This window comes from Agromyces sp. CCNWLW213, assembly GCF_037199545.1.
Taxonomy (GTDB): Bacteria; Actinomycetota; Actinomycetes; order Actinomycetales; family Microbacteriaceae; genus Agromyces.
The window spans coordinates 189,714-204,814 of the sequence record NZ_JBBBDX010000001.1 but is presented as its reverse complement, the minus strand read 5'-3'; the positions used below and the strand labels follow the sequence as shown (position 1 = coordinate 204,814).

The window sequence follows — 15,101 nt, the reverse complement described above, 5'->3', positions numbered from 1 at the left end:
GCGGCGGCCTGTCGGGCGACTCAGCCGCGCGTCGGTTCGCGCTTCGGTTCGACGCCGTAGAAGCCCCGTTCGAACACCGCTCGCGCGCGCCGCGTGACCTGCAGGTAGTCGTCCTCGAGCTCGGCGCCGGAACCGGGCGGGTACCCCATGATGCGCGCGACGCCCTCGAGCTGCGTGCGCTCGACGGGCAGCACGTCGGTCGTCCTGTCGAGCCACAGCGTGAGCGCCGAGCGCGCGCGGGACGCGAAGATCCACGCCGCCCGGAGGGTCTCGGCGTCGGCGCGTTCGACGAGTCCGGCCTCGACCGCCGCGCCGAGCGCCTCCAGCGTCGACGTCGTCCGGAGCGACGGCACGCGCGCGGCATGCTCGAGCTGGACGAGCTGGACGTACCATTCCACGTCGCTCAGCGACCCGCGGCCCAGTTTCAGGTGACGCGTCGGATCGGCGCCCTGGGGCAGCCGCTCGCTCTCGACGCGCGCCTTGATGCGCTTGACCTCGCGCACCTCCCGCTCGGCGATCCGCTCGGGGTACCGGACGGTGTCGGCGAGGGCGGTGAAGTCGTCGATGAGCGCTGGGTCCCCCGCGACGCCGCGGGCGCGGAGCAGCGCCTGGGCCTCCCAGGTCAGGGACCAGCGCGCGTAGTACGCGCGGTACGCGTCGAGCGAGCGGGCGACGACGCCGTTGCGGCCCTCCGGGCGGAGGTTCGCGTCGAGCTCGAACGGCAGCCGTGCGTCCTCGCTCACGCGCACGAGCTCCGAGACCACCTTCAGCGCACGGGTGTGCGCGGCATCCGGCTCGGCACCGGCGGCCCGGTAGACGTAGAGGATGTCGGCATCGGAGCCGATGCCGAGCTCCCGGCCGCCGAACCGGCCCATGCCGATCACCGCGAACTCGATGCCGTCGTCGCCGCGGCGGATGGCGCGGACGAGCCCGTCGATGTGCGCCTCGACGACGTCGCTCAGGCCGTGGCCGAGCTCCTCGACCGTGCACGCGTCGAGCATGCCGGCGAGCGCGAGCCGGAGCACCTCGCGGCGGCGCATCGCGCGCAGCACCTTCGCGGCCGGCTCGAGGTCGGCGTGGCGCGCGAGGACGGCGCCCACCTCGTCGCGCAGTGCCGCGAGCGGACGTGGCCGGAGCTCGGCGACGTCCTCGAGCCAGGCCACGGCTTCGGGGATGCGCTCCAGGAGCTCGCCCGCGAACCTCGAGCCGGCCAGGACGCGCGTGAGGCGCAGCGCCGCGTCCGAGGAGTCCCGGAGCAGGCGGAGGTACCAGTGGGTCGTGCCGAGCGTGTCGCTGATGCGCCGGAAGGCGAGCAGGCCGTAGTCGGGGTCGGTGCCCTCGGCGAACCAGGAGATGAGCACGGGCATGAGGTGGCGCTGGATGGTGGCCCGGCGGGAGACGCCGGCCGTCAGCGCGCCGATGTGCGCGAGGGCGCCCTTCGGGTCGCGGAAGCCGATCGCGGCGAGGCGCGCCGCGGCCTGGTCGCTCGTGAGACCGAGCCCGTCCGCGGGCAGCGCCGCGACTGCCGACAGCAGCGGGCGGTAGAACAACCGCTCGTGGAGGCCGCGCACGCGGCGCCGGGTGGACTGCCAGAGCGTGGTGAGCTCCTCGGCGGTCCGCCCGAGTCCGGACGCCCTGGCGAGGGTGCGGGTGTCGGCGGGATCCGTCGGCATCAGGTGCGTGCGCCGCAGTCGCGCCAGCTGGAGGCGATGCTCGAGCACCCGGAGGATCCGGTAGTCGCGCGAGAACTCCGCCGCCTCCTCGCGCCCGACGTAGCCGTGCTCGGCGAGGGCGGCCAGCGCGGGGATGGTGCCGGGCTGGCGGACGGCGTCGTCCGTCGCGCCGTGCACGAGCTGGAGCAGTTGGACCGTGAACTCGATGTCGCGCAGGCCGCCGGGCCCGAGCTTCAGCTGGACGTCGACCTCGTCGGCGGGGATGTGCTCCGTCACGCGCTCGCGCATGCGCTGCACGGACTCGACGAAGCCCTCGCGCGAGGAGCTCGACCAGACCTTCGGGGCGACCCCCGCGGCGTACCGTGCCCCGAGCTCCGCGTCGCCGGCGAGCGGACGCGCCTTCAGGAGCGCCTGGAACTCCCAGCTCTTCGCCCACCGGTCGTAGTACTGCAGGTGCGAGTCGAGCGTGCGCACGAGGGCGCCGTCCTTGCCCTCCGGGCGGAGGTCGGGGTCGACCTCCCACAGCGGCGGCTCGATGCCCGGCTCCCCGATGACCCGCATGACGAGCATCGCGAGCCGCGTCGCGATGTCGAGGGCGCGCGGGGTCGGGGCCGCGTCCTCGTCGGCGGACTCGGCGACGAAGATCACGTCGACGTCGCTCACGTAGTTCAGCTCGCGCGCACCCGACTTGCCCATGCCGATGACGGCGAGCCGCGTGGCCGAGACCTCGGATACCGGGTACCGTCCGGGCGCGGCGGGCTCACCGGGTTCGCGCGCCACGACGCGCCGCGCGAGGAGCAGCGCCGCCTCGAGCGCGGCGCCGGCGAGGTCGGCGAGTCCGGCGGCGACGGTGTCGACCGCGTCCACCGCGTCGGGCTGCGTCAGGTCCCACAGTGCGACCTGGGCGAGCAGCCGTCGGTACCGCACCCGCAGCACGCGCGCGCCGGCGTCGATCAGGTCGGCGCCGCGCGCCTCGACGGATGCCACGGCGTCGACGAGCTCGGCCGCGGCAGCCTCGGCTCCGGGCGGCGTCGGGGCCGGCGTGCGGAGCACCGCGAGCTGGTCGGGGTTGCGGAGCAGGTAGTCGGCGAATCCCCGGGACGCACCGAGCAGTCGCGCCGCGCGGTCGCGCGACCCGTCGTCGGCCAGCAGGGCCGTGACCTCGTCCGGCGCGCGTTCCATGAGGCGGCGCAGTTCCGCGAGCGCCTGGTCGGGGTCCGCCGCGCCCGCGAACGCCTCGATGAGGCCGTCCAGCGGGACGCCGGCGCCATCGGAGAGCGCGGTCGACTCGCGAGCCGCGCGGTCGAGGTCGGCGAACCCGGCACGCGCGAGCGCACCGAGCATCGGGGCCTGACGCGTCATCCGTCGCCGTTCGTCAGAGGATCTCGAGGTTGCGCTGGAGCTCGAAGGGGGTGACCTGCGAACGATAGTCGCGCCATTCGGCGCGCTTGTTCGCGAGCACGTAGTTGTAGACGTGCTCGCCGAGGGTGTCGGCGACGAGCTCGGACTCCTCCATGTACTCGATGGCGTGATCGAGGCTCGCCGGGAGGGGCCGGTAGCCGAGCGCCCGCCGCTCGCTGTCGGTGAGGGCCCACACGTCGTCCTCCGCCTCGGCGGGCAGGTCGTAGCCCTCCTCGATGCCCTTCATGCCCGCGGCGAGCAGGAGCGAGAACGCCAGGTAGGGGTTCGCGGCCGAATCGATCGCGCGGTACTCGACGCGCGCGCTCTGGCCCTTGCCGGGCTTGTACAGCGGCACCCGAACGAGCGCGGAACGGTTGTTGTGGCCCCAGCACACGAAGCTCGGCGCCTCGTCGCCGCCCCAGAGCCGCTTGTACGAGTTGACGAACTGGTTCGTGACGGCTGTGATCTCGTTGGCGTGCACGAGGAGGCCGGCGATGAACTGGCGGCCGATCTTCGAGAGCTGGTACTGCGACCCGGCCTCGTAGAACGCGTTCGCGTCGCCCTCGAAGAGCGAGAGGTGCGTGTGCATGCCCGAGCCGGGCTTGTCGGAGAACGGCTTCGGCATGAACGTCGCGTACACGCCCTGCTCGATCGCCACCTCCTTGACGACCGTGCGGAAGGTCATGATGTTGTCGGCCGTCGTGAGGGCGTCGGCGTAGCGCAGGTCGATCTCGTTCTGGCCGGGGCCCGCCTCATGGTGGCTGAACTCCACCGAGATGCCCAGGTCTTCGAGCATGCGGACCGATCGGCGCCGGAAGTCGTGCGCGGTGCCGCCCGGGACGTTGTCGAAGTAGCCCGCGGAGTCGACCGGCTGCGGTCCCTCGGGGCCGTACTTGCTCGACTTGAGCAGGTAGAACTCGATCTCGGGGTGCGTGTAGAAGGTGAAGCCGCGGTCGGCGGCGCGCGCGAGCGTGCGCTTCAGGACGTTGCGCGGGTCGGCCATCGCCGGCTCGCCGTCGGGCGTCGTGATGTCGCAGAACATGCGCGCGGTCGGATCGATGTCGCCGCGCCACGGCAGGGTCTGGAACGTCGTCGGATCCGGGAAGGCGAGCAGGTCGGACTCGAACGTGCGGCTCAGCCCCTCGATCGCCGAGCCGTCGAATCCGATGCCCTCGGTGAAGGCGCCCTCGACCTCGGCCGGTGCGATGGCGACCGACTTGAGCGTGCCCACGACGTCGGTGAACCACAGCCTGACGAACTTGACCCCGCGTTCTTCGATGGTCCGGAGAACGAAGTCGCGCTGCTTGTCCATGCACACCCTTCCTCGATGCTCTCAGCGTACTGGGTCGCACCGGCCCGCCAGATCGAGGGGATGTCACGTGTGCCAGACTTGCGACATGTCCGAGCACGCATCGAACGAGGCCGCATCCGACAGCGCGAGCGAGCCCGCCGAGAACCCCTACGGCGGGGCCGCGAAGTCCGCGCCGGGGCCGAAGCGGGTCCGCACGAGGCACTTCCAGAACGCCAAGCGCGAGGGCATCAAGATCACGGGCCTCACGAGCTACGACGCGCTCACCGCGCGGATCTTCGACGAGGCGGGGATCGACTTCCTGCTGGTCGGCGACTCGGCGGCGAACAACGTCCTCGGCTACGAGACGACCCTCCCCGTCACGCTCGACGAGCTCGTCCCGCTGACCCGCGCGGTGGCCGGCGCGGTGCAGCGCGCGTTCGTGGTCGCCGACATGCCCTTCGGGTCGTACGAGAATGGTCCCGACGAGGCGCTGCGGACCGCCATCCGGTTCATGAAGGAGACGGGCGCCCACGCGGTCAAGCTCGAGGGCGGCGAACGCAGCCACAAGCAGATCCGCCGCGTCGTCGGCGCCGGCATCCCGGTCATGGCGCACATCGGCTACACGCCGCAGAGCGAGCACGGCCTGGGCGGCCACATCATCCAGGGCCGCGGCGATGGGATCAAGCAGCTGCTCGCCGACGCCGAGGCGGTGCAGGAGGCGGGTGCCTTCGCGGTCGTGCTCGAGATGGTGCCGGCCGACGCGGCACGCCAGGTCACCGAGATGCTCGACATCCCGACGATCTCGGTCGGCGGCGGCCCGCACTGCGACGGCCAGCTGCTCGTGTGGACCGACTGGGCGGGGCTCACCACGGGCCGCATCCCGAAGTTCGTCAAGCAGTACGCGAACCTCGCGGGCGTCCTCAGCGAGGCGGCGACGGCGTGGCGGGCGGATGTCGCGTCGGGGGCGTACCCGACCGAGGAGCACTCCTACTGAACCGGGCCGGCTCAGCCGGCGCGGCGCGGTGCGCTCACTCCTCGGCGGCCTCCTCCTCGGCCCACTTGGCGCTGTTCGCGCGGAGGATCTCGAGCGCGTGCTCGGCCTCGGCACGCGTCTCGAAGGGACCCACGCGCTCGACGGCCGGGGAGACCATGCCCTCCTCGACCTCGCCGGACGTGAGGTTGTACCAGAACTGATGCTCGGTGTCTCGCGACATAGGCTGATCCTATGCCCAAGGACCCCGCCGGCCTTCTGATCCCCGGCCGCCTGTCGCCCGCGCGCGCGGTGCCGGCGTCCATCCCGCGGCCCGAGTACGTCGGGCGTGCAGCGCCCTCGCCGAACACCGGCGGCGACCGCTACTCGCCCGACGAGGTGGAGCTGATCCGCGCGGCAGGACGCGTCGCGGCCGGAGCGATCGGGGCCGCGGCCGCCGCCATCCGCCCCGGCGCGACGACCGACGAGCTCGACCGGATCGCGCACGAGTACGTGGTCGACCACGGTGCCTACCCGTCGACGCTCGGCTACCGCGGCTACCCGAAGTCGTCGTGCACCTCGGTCAACGAGGTGATCTGCCACGGCATCCCCGACGACACGGTGCTCGAGGAGGGCGACCTCGTCAACATCGACGTGACCGCCTACCTCGACGGGTACCACGGCGACCTCAACCACACGTTCGTCGTCGGCGAGGCCGACGAGGAGAGGACGCTGCTCGTGGAGCGCACGCGGGAGGCACTGGCCCGCGGCATCCGCGCTGTCGCCCCCGGGCGCCGTGTGAACGTGATCGGCCGGGCGATCGAGTCGTATGCGAAGCGCTTCGGCTACGGCGTCGTGCGCGACTACACGGGCCACGGCGTCGGTCGCGCCTTCCACACCGGGCTCGTGATCCCCCACTTCGACGACCCGGCCGCGACGACGGTGCTCGAGCCCGGCATGGTGTTCACGATCGAGCCCATGCTCACGCTCGGCACGACCGAGTGGGACCTCTGGAGCGACGACTGGACGGTGGTGACCCGCGACCGCTCGCTCACCGCGCAGTTCGAGCACACGCTCGTCGTGACCGATCGCGGGGCGGAGATCCTGACCCTGCCCTGAACGTCGGCCGTACGCCCCGCGATAGGGTGACGCCATGGCGACTGAGCGGGCGATCGGCATCGACATCGGCGGCACGGGCATCAAGGGCGCGGTCGTCGACCTCGGCACGGGCGAGCTCGTCACCGAGCGCGTGAAGGTCAAGACGCCGAAGGGCGGGCGGCCGGCCGACATCCTCGAGGCCACCGCACAACTGCTCGCGACCATCGCCGAGCAGGGCCACACGTCGCTTCCGCTGGGCGTCTGCTTCCCCGCGATCGTGAAGCACGGCCGCACGCTCTCCGCGGCGAACATCTCCGAGGAGTGGATCGGCCTCGAGGCCGAGCGGCTCTTCGAGCACGAGCTCGGCACCGAGATCCACTTCATCAACGACGCGGATGCCGCCGGCTACGCCGAGTCCCGGTTCGGCGCGGCGAGGGGCGAGCAGGGCCTCGTCATCCTGACGACCCTCGGCACGGGCATCGGGTCGGCCTTCGTGTACGACGGCGTCCTGGTGCCCAACACCGAGCTCGGCCACCTCGAGCTCGACGGTCACGATGCCGAGGACCGGGCGGCGTACTCGGCCATGGAGCGCGAGGACCTGTCCTGGACCGAGTGGGCCGAGCGGCTGCAGCGGTACTACTCGCACGTCGAGTTCCTCTTCAGCCCCGACCTGTTCGTGGTGGGCGGCGGGGTGTCGAAGCACCACCGGGAGTTCCTGCCGCTGCTGTCGCTGACGACGCCGATCGTCCCGGCCGCGTTCCGCAACAACGCCGGGCTCCTGGGCGCGGCCGCGCTCGCCGCGCGCTTCTGAGGCGGCGCGGGCGCGGTGGCGGCCGGGTGCGAGCGGGCCGGCTGATACGCCGGGTTCTGTTCACCGGGCGCTTGCGCGACACCGGCTGGACGGCCATCTCTCTCGGAGCTGCGTCACCGCAGCCCTCCAGCGGCCTACCCGGGGACGGGACGGGCCGCCCCATGGTCCCCTGTCTGGCCTTGCTCCGGACGAGGTTTACCGAGCCGACCGCGTCACCGCGGTCGCTGGTGGGCTCTTACCCCACCGTTTCACCCTTACCGCGGGCCGAAGCCCGAGGCGGTCTGCTTTCTGTGGCACTGTCTCGCGGGTCACCCCGGGTGGGCGTTACCCACCGTCCTGCCCTGCGGAGCCCGGACGTTCCTCGGCATCCGATTCGCACCGGACGACGCGGCCGTCTTGCCGACCCGCTCGCGCTTCAAGGGTAGCCGACGCGCCGCCGGCCCCGGTGACCCGAGCGTCAGAGGCCCGACTCGTCCGTTCGGACCAGGATCCGGTCGCATTCGGGGCACTGCACGACCTCGTCCGGAGCCGCGCGGCGCACCGCCTCGAGGTCGGAGCCCGTGAGGGTGATCGTGCAGCCCCCGCACGTGCGCTGCCGGAGCAGGGCCGCTCCGACCCCGCCGCCCCTCGTCCGGCGCTGCTCGTAGAAGCCGAGCAGCTCTTCGGGGATCGTCGCGGCGATCGTGGTGCGGTCGCGCTCGGCGCCGTCGCGTTCGGTGCCGAGGCCGCCGGCGGCCTCGTCGCGCTCGGCCTCGAGGCGCGCGACGTCGGCGCTGATCGCGGCGCGCTCCTCGTCGATCGCGGCCACCCGCGACTCCGCGTCCTCCACCTTCTGCATCACGACGAGCTCGAGGTCCTCGAGGTCGGCGAGGCGCTTGCGGAGCGAGACGAGCTCGGACTCGAGCGCGGCGACGTCCTTCATCGAGGACGTGTGGGTGAGCCGTTCCCCGTCGCGCGCGATCCGCTTCTCGACGACCTCCACGTCGGACTCGATCCGGCCGAGCTCGGTCCTCGCGTCCTCGAGCGCGCCGACGGCCTCGGCCCGACGGCCGCGGACGCCCGAGTCGCGCTCGGCGAGGGCCTGCAGGTCGGCGGTCTGCGGCAGCGACCGGAGCCGGTGGGCCAGCTGCTGCAGGCGCGTGTCGATCGACTGGAGACGCAGCAGCTGCTGCTGGTCGGCGGGGCTGGCCTTCACGTGGTGCTCCTCGGAGGGGTGGGGGCGGGAGTGGTCACTGGACGACCACGAAGTCCCAGGGGTCGGTGTTGAGGTCGCTCACGACGACCTCGAGCTCGGGGTGCGCCGCGCGCAGCTCGGCGGCCGCGGACTCGAGCCACAGCCACTCGCTCGCCCAGTGCGACACGTCGACGAGCGCGGGACCGCCGCCGACGAGCGCCTGCTCGCGGGACTCGGACGCCGGATGGTGTCGCAGGTCGGCCGTGACGTAGGCGTCGGCGGCGCGCACGGCCGGGTCGGCGAGCAGCGAGTCGCCGGCACCGCCGCAGACGGCCACGGTCTCGACGCAGGACTCGTACTCTCCCGCCACGCGCACGCCGCCGGCGGTCACGGGGAGCGCGTCGGCGAGCTGCCGGGCGAGCCGGCCGAGCGTCGTCGGCTCGGCCAGGCGGCCGACCCGGCCGAGCCCGCGCGCGGCATCCGTCGCACCCGGCACGATGGGCCGCGCGTCGAGCAGGCCGAGGCGCTCGGCGAGCACCGCCGACGTGCCCGACTCCACGACGTCGGCGTTCGTGTGGGCGGCGACGAGGGCGCAGTCCGCTCGGATGAGGCGCGCGAGGAGGGCGCCCTTGTAACGGTCCTCCGCGACGGAGGTGACGCCGCGCAGCAGCAGCGGGTGATGGGCGATCACGACGTCGGCACGGGCGGCGATCGCCTCGTCGACCGTCGCCGACACCGCGTCGACGACGAGTCGCACCCGTCCGACCTCGCGCGAGGGATCACCGGTCACGAGTCCGGGTGCGTCCCAGGGCTCGGCGCCCGCGAGGGGCCACAGGCGCTCGACGGTCGCGAGGAGGTCGGCGAGGAGGACTGGCACGCGCCCCAGCCTAGCGGCGCACGCACCGTCCGCCGCCGGGGACGCCCGCGTACGGGCACCGACGGGCCCCGTCCCGACGACCCGGTCGTGGGCCCTGCCGGGCTCGAACCGACGACATCCACGGTGTAAGCGTGGCGCTCTACCAACTGAGCTAAAGGCCCCCGCGCCTGCGGCGCTCCCCCATCGTACGCCGCGGGCCCGCGGCATCCGTCACCCGCGGGCGAGCGCGTCGAGCGCCTCGCGGTACGCCGAGAGCGGCCGTGCCTCGCCGGGGCCGGCGGCGAACGACGAGCGGATGACGCCGTCGGCGCCGATCGCGAACGTGGCCCTCCGCGCGAACCCCGCCGACTCGTCGAAGGCCCCGTAGGTCGCGGCCGCGCCGCCGTGCGGCCAGAAGTCGGAGAGGAGGGTGAGCCCGACCCCCTCGGCCTCGGCCCACGCGCGCAGGGCGTACTTGGCGTCGACGGAGGCCACGAGCACCTCGGCGCCGACCTCGTCGAACAGCGCGGCGTTCGCGTCGAGCTCGCGCAGCTCGCCCGTGCAGGTGCGCGAGAACGCGAACGGCACGAACACGAGCACCACCGGACGCACGCCCCGGCGGTCGGCGAGCCGCTGCGGGGCGCCGTACTGGTCGGACAGGACGAACTCGGGCGCGATCGCGCCGACGTCGAGCATCACGGCGCCTCCCTGATGGCCGGTCGGACGCGCGCCAGCCTAGCTGCCGAAACGCGGGCATAGAATCACTAGGATGGCGTGGTGCCCCCGACCGTGACCCGGTCTTCGTCGTGCGCACGCACGAATCAGAGGCACGATCTGCTGAAGAGAGAGGTCGAGTGTGACTGTCAACGACCAGGACCCGTACTCGGTCGAGGCGATGGACTCCGATCCGGAGGAGACCAGCGAGTGGAGCGAATCCCTCGACGCCCTCGTCGCCGAGAAGGGCCACCAGCGCGGGCGTGAGATCATGCTCAGCCTGCTCAAGCGCTCCAAGGAGCTGCACCTGGGCGTGCCGATGGTGCCCACCACCGACTACCTGAACACCATCGCCCCGGAGAACGAGCCCGAGTTCCCCGGCGACGAGGAGATCGAGCGCCGCTACCGCGCGTGGATCCGCTGGAACGCGGCGATGCTCGTGCACCGCTCGCAGCGGCCCGGCATCGCCGTGGGCGGCCACATCTCGACCTACGCGTCGTCCGCCGCCCTCTACGAGGTCGGATTCAACCACTTCTTCCGCGGCCAGGACCACCCGGGCGGCGGCGACCAGATCTTCATCCAGGGCCACGCCTCCCCCGGCACGTACGCGCGCGCCTACCTCGAGGGCCGGCTCTCCGCCGACCAGCTCGACGGCTTCCGCCAGGAGAAGTCGCACGCGCCGAACGGCCTCTCGTCGTACCCCCACCCGCGCCTGATGCCCGCGTTCTGGCAGTTCCCGACCGTCTCGATGGGCCTCGGCCCGATCAACGCGATCTACCAGGCGCAGGCCAACAAGTACCTCACCAACCGCGGCATCAAGGACGCGTCCGACCAGCACGTCTGGGCCTTCCTCGGCGACGGCGAGATGGACGAGGTCGAGAGCCGCGGCCAGCTCCAGGTCGCCGCGAACGAGGGGCTCGACAACCTCACGTTCGTCATCAACTGCAACCTGCAGCGCCTCGACGGCCCGGTCCGCGGCAACGGCAAGATCATCCAGGAGCTCGAGAGCTTCTTCCGGGGCGCCGGATGGAACGTCATCAAGGTCGTCTGGGGCCGCGAGTGGGACGACCTCCTCGCGCGCGACCACGACGGCGCGCTCCGCAACCTCATGAACGTCACGCCCGACGGCGACTACCAGACCTACAAGGCCGAGTCCGGGGCGTACGTGCGCGAGAACTTCTTCGGACGCGACCCGCGGGCCCTCGAGCTCGTGAAGGACCTCACCGACGAGCAGGTCTGGGGACTCAAGCGCGGCGGCCACGACTACCGCAAGGTGTACGCCGCGTTCAAGGCGGCCACCGAGCACACGGGCCAGCCCACCGTCATCCTCGCGAAGACCATCAAGGGCTACGGCCTCGGCCCGTCGTTCGAGGGCCGCAACGCGACCCACCAGATGAAGAAGATGACGCTCGACAACCTGAAGACCTTCAGGGACACGATGCGCATCCCCATCTCGGACGCGCAGCTCGAGGAGAACCCGTATCTCCCGCCGTACTACCACCCCGGAAACGACGACGAGGCCATCCAGTACCTGCACGAGCGTCGCCGCGAGCTCGGCGGCTACCTGCCCGAGCGCCGCACCGCGCACACCGCGATCTCGCTCCCCGACGACTCGGCGTACGCGATCGCGAAGAAGGGCTCGGGGACGCAGGAGGTCGCCACCACGATGGCGTTCGTCCGCCTCCTCAAGGACCTGATGCGTTCGAAGGACTTCGGCAACCGCATCGTGCCGATCATCCCCGACGAGGCGCGCACGTTCGGCATGGACGCCTTCTTCCCGAACGCGAAGATCTACAACCCGATGGGTCAGCACTACACGTCCGTCGACCGCGAGCTGCTCCTGGCCTACAAGGAGAGCCCGCAGGGCCAGATCATCCACGTCGGCATCAACGAGGCGGGCGCGCTCGCCGCGTTCACCGCGGTCGGCACGTCGTACTCGACGCAGGGCGAGCCGCTCATCCCGATCTACGTCTTCTACTCGATGTTCGGGTTCCAGCGCACGGGAGACGCGATCTGGGCGGCCGGCGACCAGATGACCCGCGGCTTCATGATCGGCGCGACCGCGGGCCGGACCACGCTCACGGGCGAGGGCCTGCAGCACGCCGACGGCCACTCCCCGCTGCTCGCCGCGACGAACCCCGCGGTCGTCTCGTACGACCCGGCGTACGGCTACGAGATCGGGCACATCATGCGCTCGGGCCTCGAGCGCATGTACGGCGGCAACCACCCCGACCCGAACGTCATGTACTACCTCACGGTGTACAACGAGCCGCTCGTGCAGCCGGCCGAACCCGAGGGCGTCGACGTCGACGGCATCGTCCGCGGCATCCACCGGGTGTCGGAGGGCTGGGGCGACGGCCCCCGCGCCCAGCTGCTCGCGTCGGGCGTCGCGGTGCCGTGGATCATCGAGGCGCAGCACCTGCTGGGCCAGGACTGGGGCGTCGCCGCCGACGTGTGGTCGGTCACGAGCTGGTCCGAGCTGAACCGCGACGGCCTCGCGGTCGACGAGCACAACTTCCTCAACCCGGATGCCGAGCGCCGCGTGCCGTACGTCACGCAGAAGCTCGCCGGGGCACGCGGTCCGTTCGTGGCGGTGTCCGACTTCATGCGGGCCGTGCAGGAGCAGATCCGGCCGTACGTGCCGGGGCAGTACGCCACCCTGGGCGCCGACGGCTTCGGCTTCTCGGACACCCGCCCGGCGGCGCGCCGCCACTTCAAGATCGACGGACCGTCGGTGGTCGTCCGGACGCTGCAGCTCCTCGCGGATCGCGGCGAGGTGGACCGCTCCCTCCCGGGCAAGGCGATCGAGAAGTACCGCCTGCACGACGTGAACGCGGGCACGACCGGCACCGCCGGCGGCGAGAGCTAGCAGGCCCCCGGCAGTGGCGACGAAGCCCAGGACCAAGGCGGAGACGCTCGCGTGGTTGCGGACCATCGCGGGCGAGCTGTCGACGCAGACGCTGAAGCGCCTGGAGGACACGCTGCCCTGGTACGGGGACATGCCGCCGAGCCGCCGCTCGGCGGTCGGACTCGTCGCCCAGGCCGGGATCTCGTCCTTCATCGCGTGGTTCGACGACCCGAAGTCGACGCCGTGGATCGCGGCCGACGTCTTCGGCGCGGCCCCGCGTGAACTGCTGCGCTCGGTGAGCCTGCAGCAGACGCTGCAGCTCATCCGGGTCACGGTCGAGGTCGTCGAGGAGCGCGTCAAGGACGGCGGCGAGCCCCTCCGCGAGGCGATCCTGCTCTACTCGCGCGAGATCGCCTTCGCCGCCGCCGACGTGTACGCGCGTGCCGCCGAGGCCCGCGGACTGTGGGACGCGCGCCTGGAGGCGCTCGTGGTCGACTCGATCCTCTCCGGCGAGTACGACGACGAGCTCCCGAGCCGCATCGCCGCACTCGGCTGGCACGGGCACGGCGAGGTCGCGGTGCTCGTCGGCACGGCGCCCAAGCTGTTCGACGTCGACCAGGTCCGGCGCGCGGCGCGCCACATGCAGGCGGACGTGCTCGTCGGCGTGCAGGGCAACCGGCTCGTGGTCGTCATCGGCCGCGCCGAGCCGCGCGGAACCGAGCCCGACGAGCCCGTCGGCACCGCACCGGCCCTCACGTTCCTCGAGATCGCGACCCAGCTCGAACCGCACTTCGGAGCGGGGCACCTCGTGCTCGGCCACGAGGTGCCGAACCTCGTCGACGCCGGCAAGAGCGCGAAGGCGGCGCTCGCCGGCTTCGCGGTGGCTCGGTCCTGGCGGCACGCGCCGCGGCCCGTGCACGCCGACGACCTGCTTCCCGAGCGCGCGCTCGCCGGCGATCCGCTCGCGCGTGCGACGCTCGTCCACCGCATCTACCGGCCCCTTCAGGCGCATTCCACCGAGCTGCTGACCACGCTCTGGAGCTACCTCGACAACGGCCGCTCCCTCGAGGCGACGGCCCGCGAGCTCTTCGTCCACCCCAACACGGTGCGCTACCGGCTGAAGCGCGTCTCCGACGTCATCGGGTGGGATGCCACGGGCGCCCGCGAGGCGCTCATCCTCCAGTCCGCGCTCATCATCGGCTCGATGAGCGATCACGAGGCGGTTCCGCGTCGCAGATCCGCGGGCTGACGCCGACTATGTGCGGCCGTCACAACGTCTCGCCCGATACCTTGTCGCGAGTGCACACTCATCGCGCTGGGGCGATTGGCAGACTGAGACGGTGATCGTCGTCGTCTGCCCTGGTCAGGGCTCCCAGACCCCCGGTTTCCTCGCACCCTGGCTCGCCGAGCCGTCGTTCGCCGAGCGCCTGTCCGCGCTCTCCGAGGCCGCCGGCGTCGACCTGACCCTCCACGGCACCCGGAGCGACGCCGACACCATCCGCGACACCGCGATCGCACAGCCCCTCATCGTCGCCGCCGGCATCCTCGCGTTCGATGCGCTCGCGGCCGACGGCCGCGGTGCACGCATCGGCGGCGTGGCCGGCCACTCGGTCGGCGAGATCACCGCGGCGGCGGCCACCGGCGTGCTCGACGCGGCCGACGCGATGCGCTTCGTCGCCGAGCGGGGTCGGGCGATGGCGGATGCCGCCGCACTCGAGCCCACGGGAATGAGCGCGGTGATCGGCGCCGACGAGACCGAGCTGCTGGCCCGCCTCGACGGGCTCGGGCTCGAGCCGGCCAACTTCAACGGCGGCGGGCAGATCGTGGTCGCGGGGAGGATCGACGCGCTCGACCAGCTGAAGGCCGAGCCGCCGTCCGGCGCACGGGTCATCCCCCTGCAGGTCGCGGGCGCCTTCCACACCCGGTACATGCGGCCCGCCCGCGAGCGCCTCGCCGAGGTGGCCCTCTCGCTCTCCGCCTCCGACCCGGGCGTCACGCTCTGGACCAACCGCGACGGCTCCCCCGTGGCATCCGGTGCCGCGTTCGTCGAGCTGCTCGTCGGCCAGGTCGCCTCGCCGGTCCGCTGGGACCGCTGCATGGAGGCGTTCGCCGGGGCGGGCGTCACGGGCCTCATCGAGCTCGCGCCGGCCGGTGCGCTCGTCGGCCTCGCCAAGCGCGCGCTCAAGGGCGTGCCGACGGTCGCCGTCAAGACGCCCGACGACCTGCCCGCGGCGATCGAGCTGCTCCAGCAGGCCGCGTAGCCCC

The 15,101-nt window shown here is 72.3% G+C and carries 12 protein-coding genes, 1 tRNA gene and 1 other RNA gene; 6 read left to right on the top strand and 8 right to left on the bottom strand.

Annotated elements, in window-relative coordinates:
• Positions 1-20 precede the first annotated feature (20 nt).
• Together WBQ80_RS01005 and WBQ80_RS01000 are read right to left on the bottom strand one after the other, a co-directional pair.
• Positions 21-3,035 carry a bifunctional [glutamine synthetase] adenylyltransferase/[glutamine synthetase]-adenylyl-L-tyrosine phosphorylase gene (locus WBQ80_RS01005; RefSeq protein ID WP_337282439.1) on the bottom strand — a complete coding sequence of 1,005 codons (3,015 nt, stop codon included), beginning with the start codon at positions 3,033-3,035 and terminating at the stop codon, positions 21-23.
• A 13-nt stretch (positions 3,036-3,048) separates the two neighbouring features.
• A complete protein-coding gene (locus WBQ80_RS01000; RefSeq protein WP_336570323.1) occupies positions 3,049-4,386 on the bottom strand; it encodes a glutamine synthetase family protein in 1,338 nt (445 codons plus the stop codon).
• A gap of 85 nt (positions 4,387-4,471) precedes the next feature.
• Here WBQ80_RS01000 and panB point away from each other — a divergent pair, with 85 nt between their 5' ends.
• A complete protein-coding gene (gene panB / locus WBQ80_RS00995) occupies positions 4,472-5,359 on the top strand; it encodes a 3-methyl-2-oxobutanoate hydroxymethyltransferase (protein ID WP_336570324.1) in 888 nt (295 codons plus the stop codon).
• Positions 5,360-5,393: 34 nt separating this feature from the next.
• Here panB and WBQ80_RS00990 read toward each other — a convergent pair whose 3' ends face one another.
• Positions 5,394-5,579, bottom strand: coding sequence for an SPOR domain-containing protein (locus WBQ80_RS00990; RefSeq protein ID WP_336570325.1), 186 nt, complete (start codon positions 5,577-5,579; stop codon positions 5,394-5,396).
• A gap of 11 nt (positions 5,580-5,590) precedes the next feature.
• On the opposite strand from WBQ80_RS00990, the gene map reads away from it, so the two are divergent.
• Both map and ppgK read left to right on the top strand, forming a co-directional pair.
• Positions 5,591-6,454 carry a type I methionyl aminopeptidase gene (gene map, locus WBQ80_RS00985; RefSeq protein WP_336570326.1) on the top strand — a complete coding sequence of 288 codons (864 nt, stop codon included), beginning with the start codon at positions 5,591-5,593 and terminating at the stop codon, positions 6,452-6,454.
• A gap of 34 nt (positions 6,455-6,488) precedes the next feature.
• A complete protein-coding gene (ppgK, locus tag WBQ80_RS00980) occupies positions 6,489-7,244 on the top strand; it encodes a polyphosphate--glucose phosphotransferase (protein WP_336570327.1) in 756 nt (251 codons plus the stop codon).
• 29 nt (positions 7,245-7,273) lie between these two features.
• On the opposite strand, the gene rnpB is transcribed toward ppgK, so the two are convergent.
• The 5 genes from rnpB to WBQ80_RS00955 all read right to left on the bottom strand — a co-directional run bounded on the left by rnpB (position 7,274) and on the right by WBQ80_RS00955 (position 9,970).
• An RNA gene (gene rnpB, locus WBQ80_RS00975) (RNase P RNA component class A) lies at positions 7,274-7,651 on the bottom strand.
• 50 nt (positions 7,652-7,701) lie between these two features.
• Entirely contained in the window at positions 7,702-8,439 is a 738-nt protein-coding gene (locus WBQ80_RS00970) for a zinc ribbon domain-containing protein (RefSeq protein ID WP_336570328.1), read from the bottom strand.
• Between the two features lie 34 nt (positions 8,440-8,473).
• Entirely contained in the window at positions 8,474-9,295 is an 822-nt protein-coding gene (locus WBQ80_RS00965) for a Nif3-like dinuclear metal center hexameric protein (RefSeq protein ID WP_336570329.1), read from the bottom strand.
• Between the two features lie 88 nt (positions 9,296-9,383).
• Positions 9,384-9,456: transfer RNA gene (locus WBQ80_RS00960), tRNA-Val, on the bottom strand.
• Between the two features lie 49 nt (positions 9,457-9,505).
• Positions 9,506-9,970: a peroxiredoxin gene (locus WBQ80_RS00955; RefSeq protein WP_336570378.1), complete on the bottom strand. Its 465-nt coding sequence runs from the start codon at positions 9,968-9,970 to the stop codon at positions 9,506-9,508.
• Between the two features lie 160 nt (positions 9,971-10,130).
• Here WBQ80_RS00955 and aceE point away from each other — a divergent pair, with 160 nt between their 5' ends.
• The 3 genes from aceE (at position 10,131) to WBQ80_RS00940 (ending at position 15,097) form a co-directional block, all read left to right on the top strand.
• On the top strand, positions 10,131-12,857 hold the full coding sequence (gene aceE, locus WBQ80_RS00950; RefSeq protein WP_336570330.1) for a pyruvate dehydrogenase (acetyl-transferring), homodimeric type: 2,727 nt from the start codon (positions 10,131-10,133) through the stop codon (positions 12,855-12,857).
• Between the two features lie 13 nt (positions 12,858-12,870).
• Complete coding sequence (locus WBQ80_RS00945; protein WP_336570331.1) at positions 12,871-14,085, top strand: PucR family transcriptional regulator; 1,215 nt, start codon at positions 12,871-12,873, stop codon at positions 14,083-14,085.
• A gap of 91 nt (positions 14,086-14,176) precedes the next feature.
• Positions 14,177-15,097 carry an ACP S-malonyltransferase gene (locus tag WBQ80_RS00940; RefSeq protein ID WP_336570332.1) on the top strand — a complete coding sequence of 307 codons (921 nt, stop codon included), beginning with the start codon at positions 14,177-14,179 and terminating at the stop codon, positions 15,095-15,097.
• Positions 15,098-15,101 lie beyond the last annotated feature (4 nt).

Bases quoted from the DNA above. Each gene is read 5' to 3' on its own strand.
- WBQ80_RS01005 (WP_337282439.1), bottom strand. From the start codon at position 3,035: ATGACGCGTCAGGCCCCGATGCTCGGTGCGCTCGCGCGTGCCGGGTTC.
- WBQ80_RS01000 (WP_336570323.1), bottom strand. From the start codon at position 4,386: ATGGACAAGCAGCGCGACTTCGTTCTCCGGACCATCGAAGAACGCGGG.
- panB (WP_336570324.1), top strand. From the start codon at position 4,472: ATGTCCGAGCACGCATCGAACGAGGCCGCATCCGACAGCGCGAGCGAG.
- WBQ80_RS00990 (WP_336570325.1), bottom strand. From the start codon at position 5,579: ATGTCGCGAGACACCGAGCATCAGTTCTGGTACAACCTCACGTCCGGC.
- map (WP_336570326.1), top strand. From the start codon at position 5,591: ATGCCCAAGGACCCCGCCGGCCTTCTGATCCCCGGCCGCCTGTCGCCC.
- ppgK (WP_336570327.1), top strand. From the start codon at position 6,489: ATGGCGACTGAGCGGGCGATCGGCATCGACATCGGCGGCACGGGCATC.
- WBQ80_RS00955 (WP_336570378.1), bottom strand. From the start codon at position 9,970: ATGCTCGACGTCGGCGCGATCGCGCCCGAGTTCGTCCTGTCCGACCAG.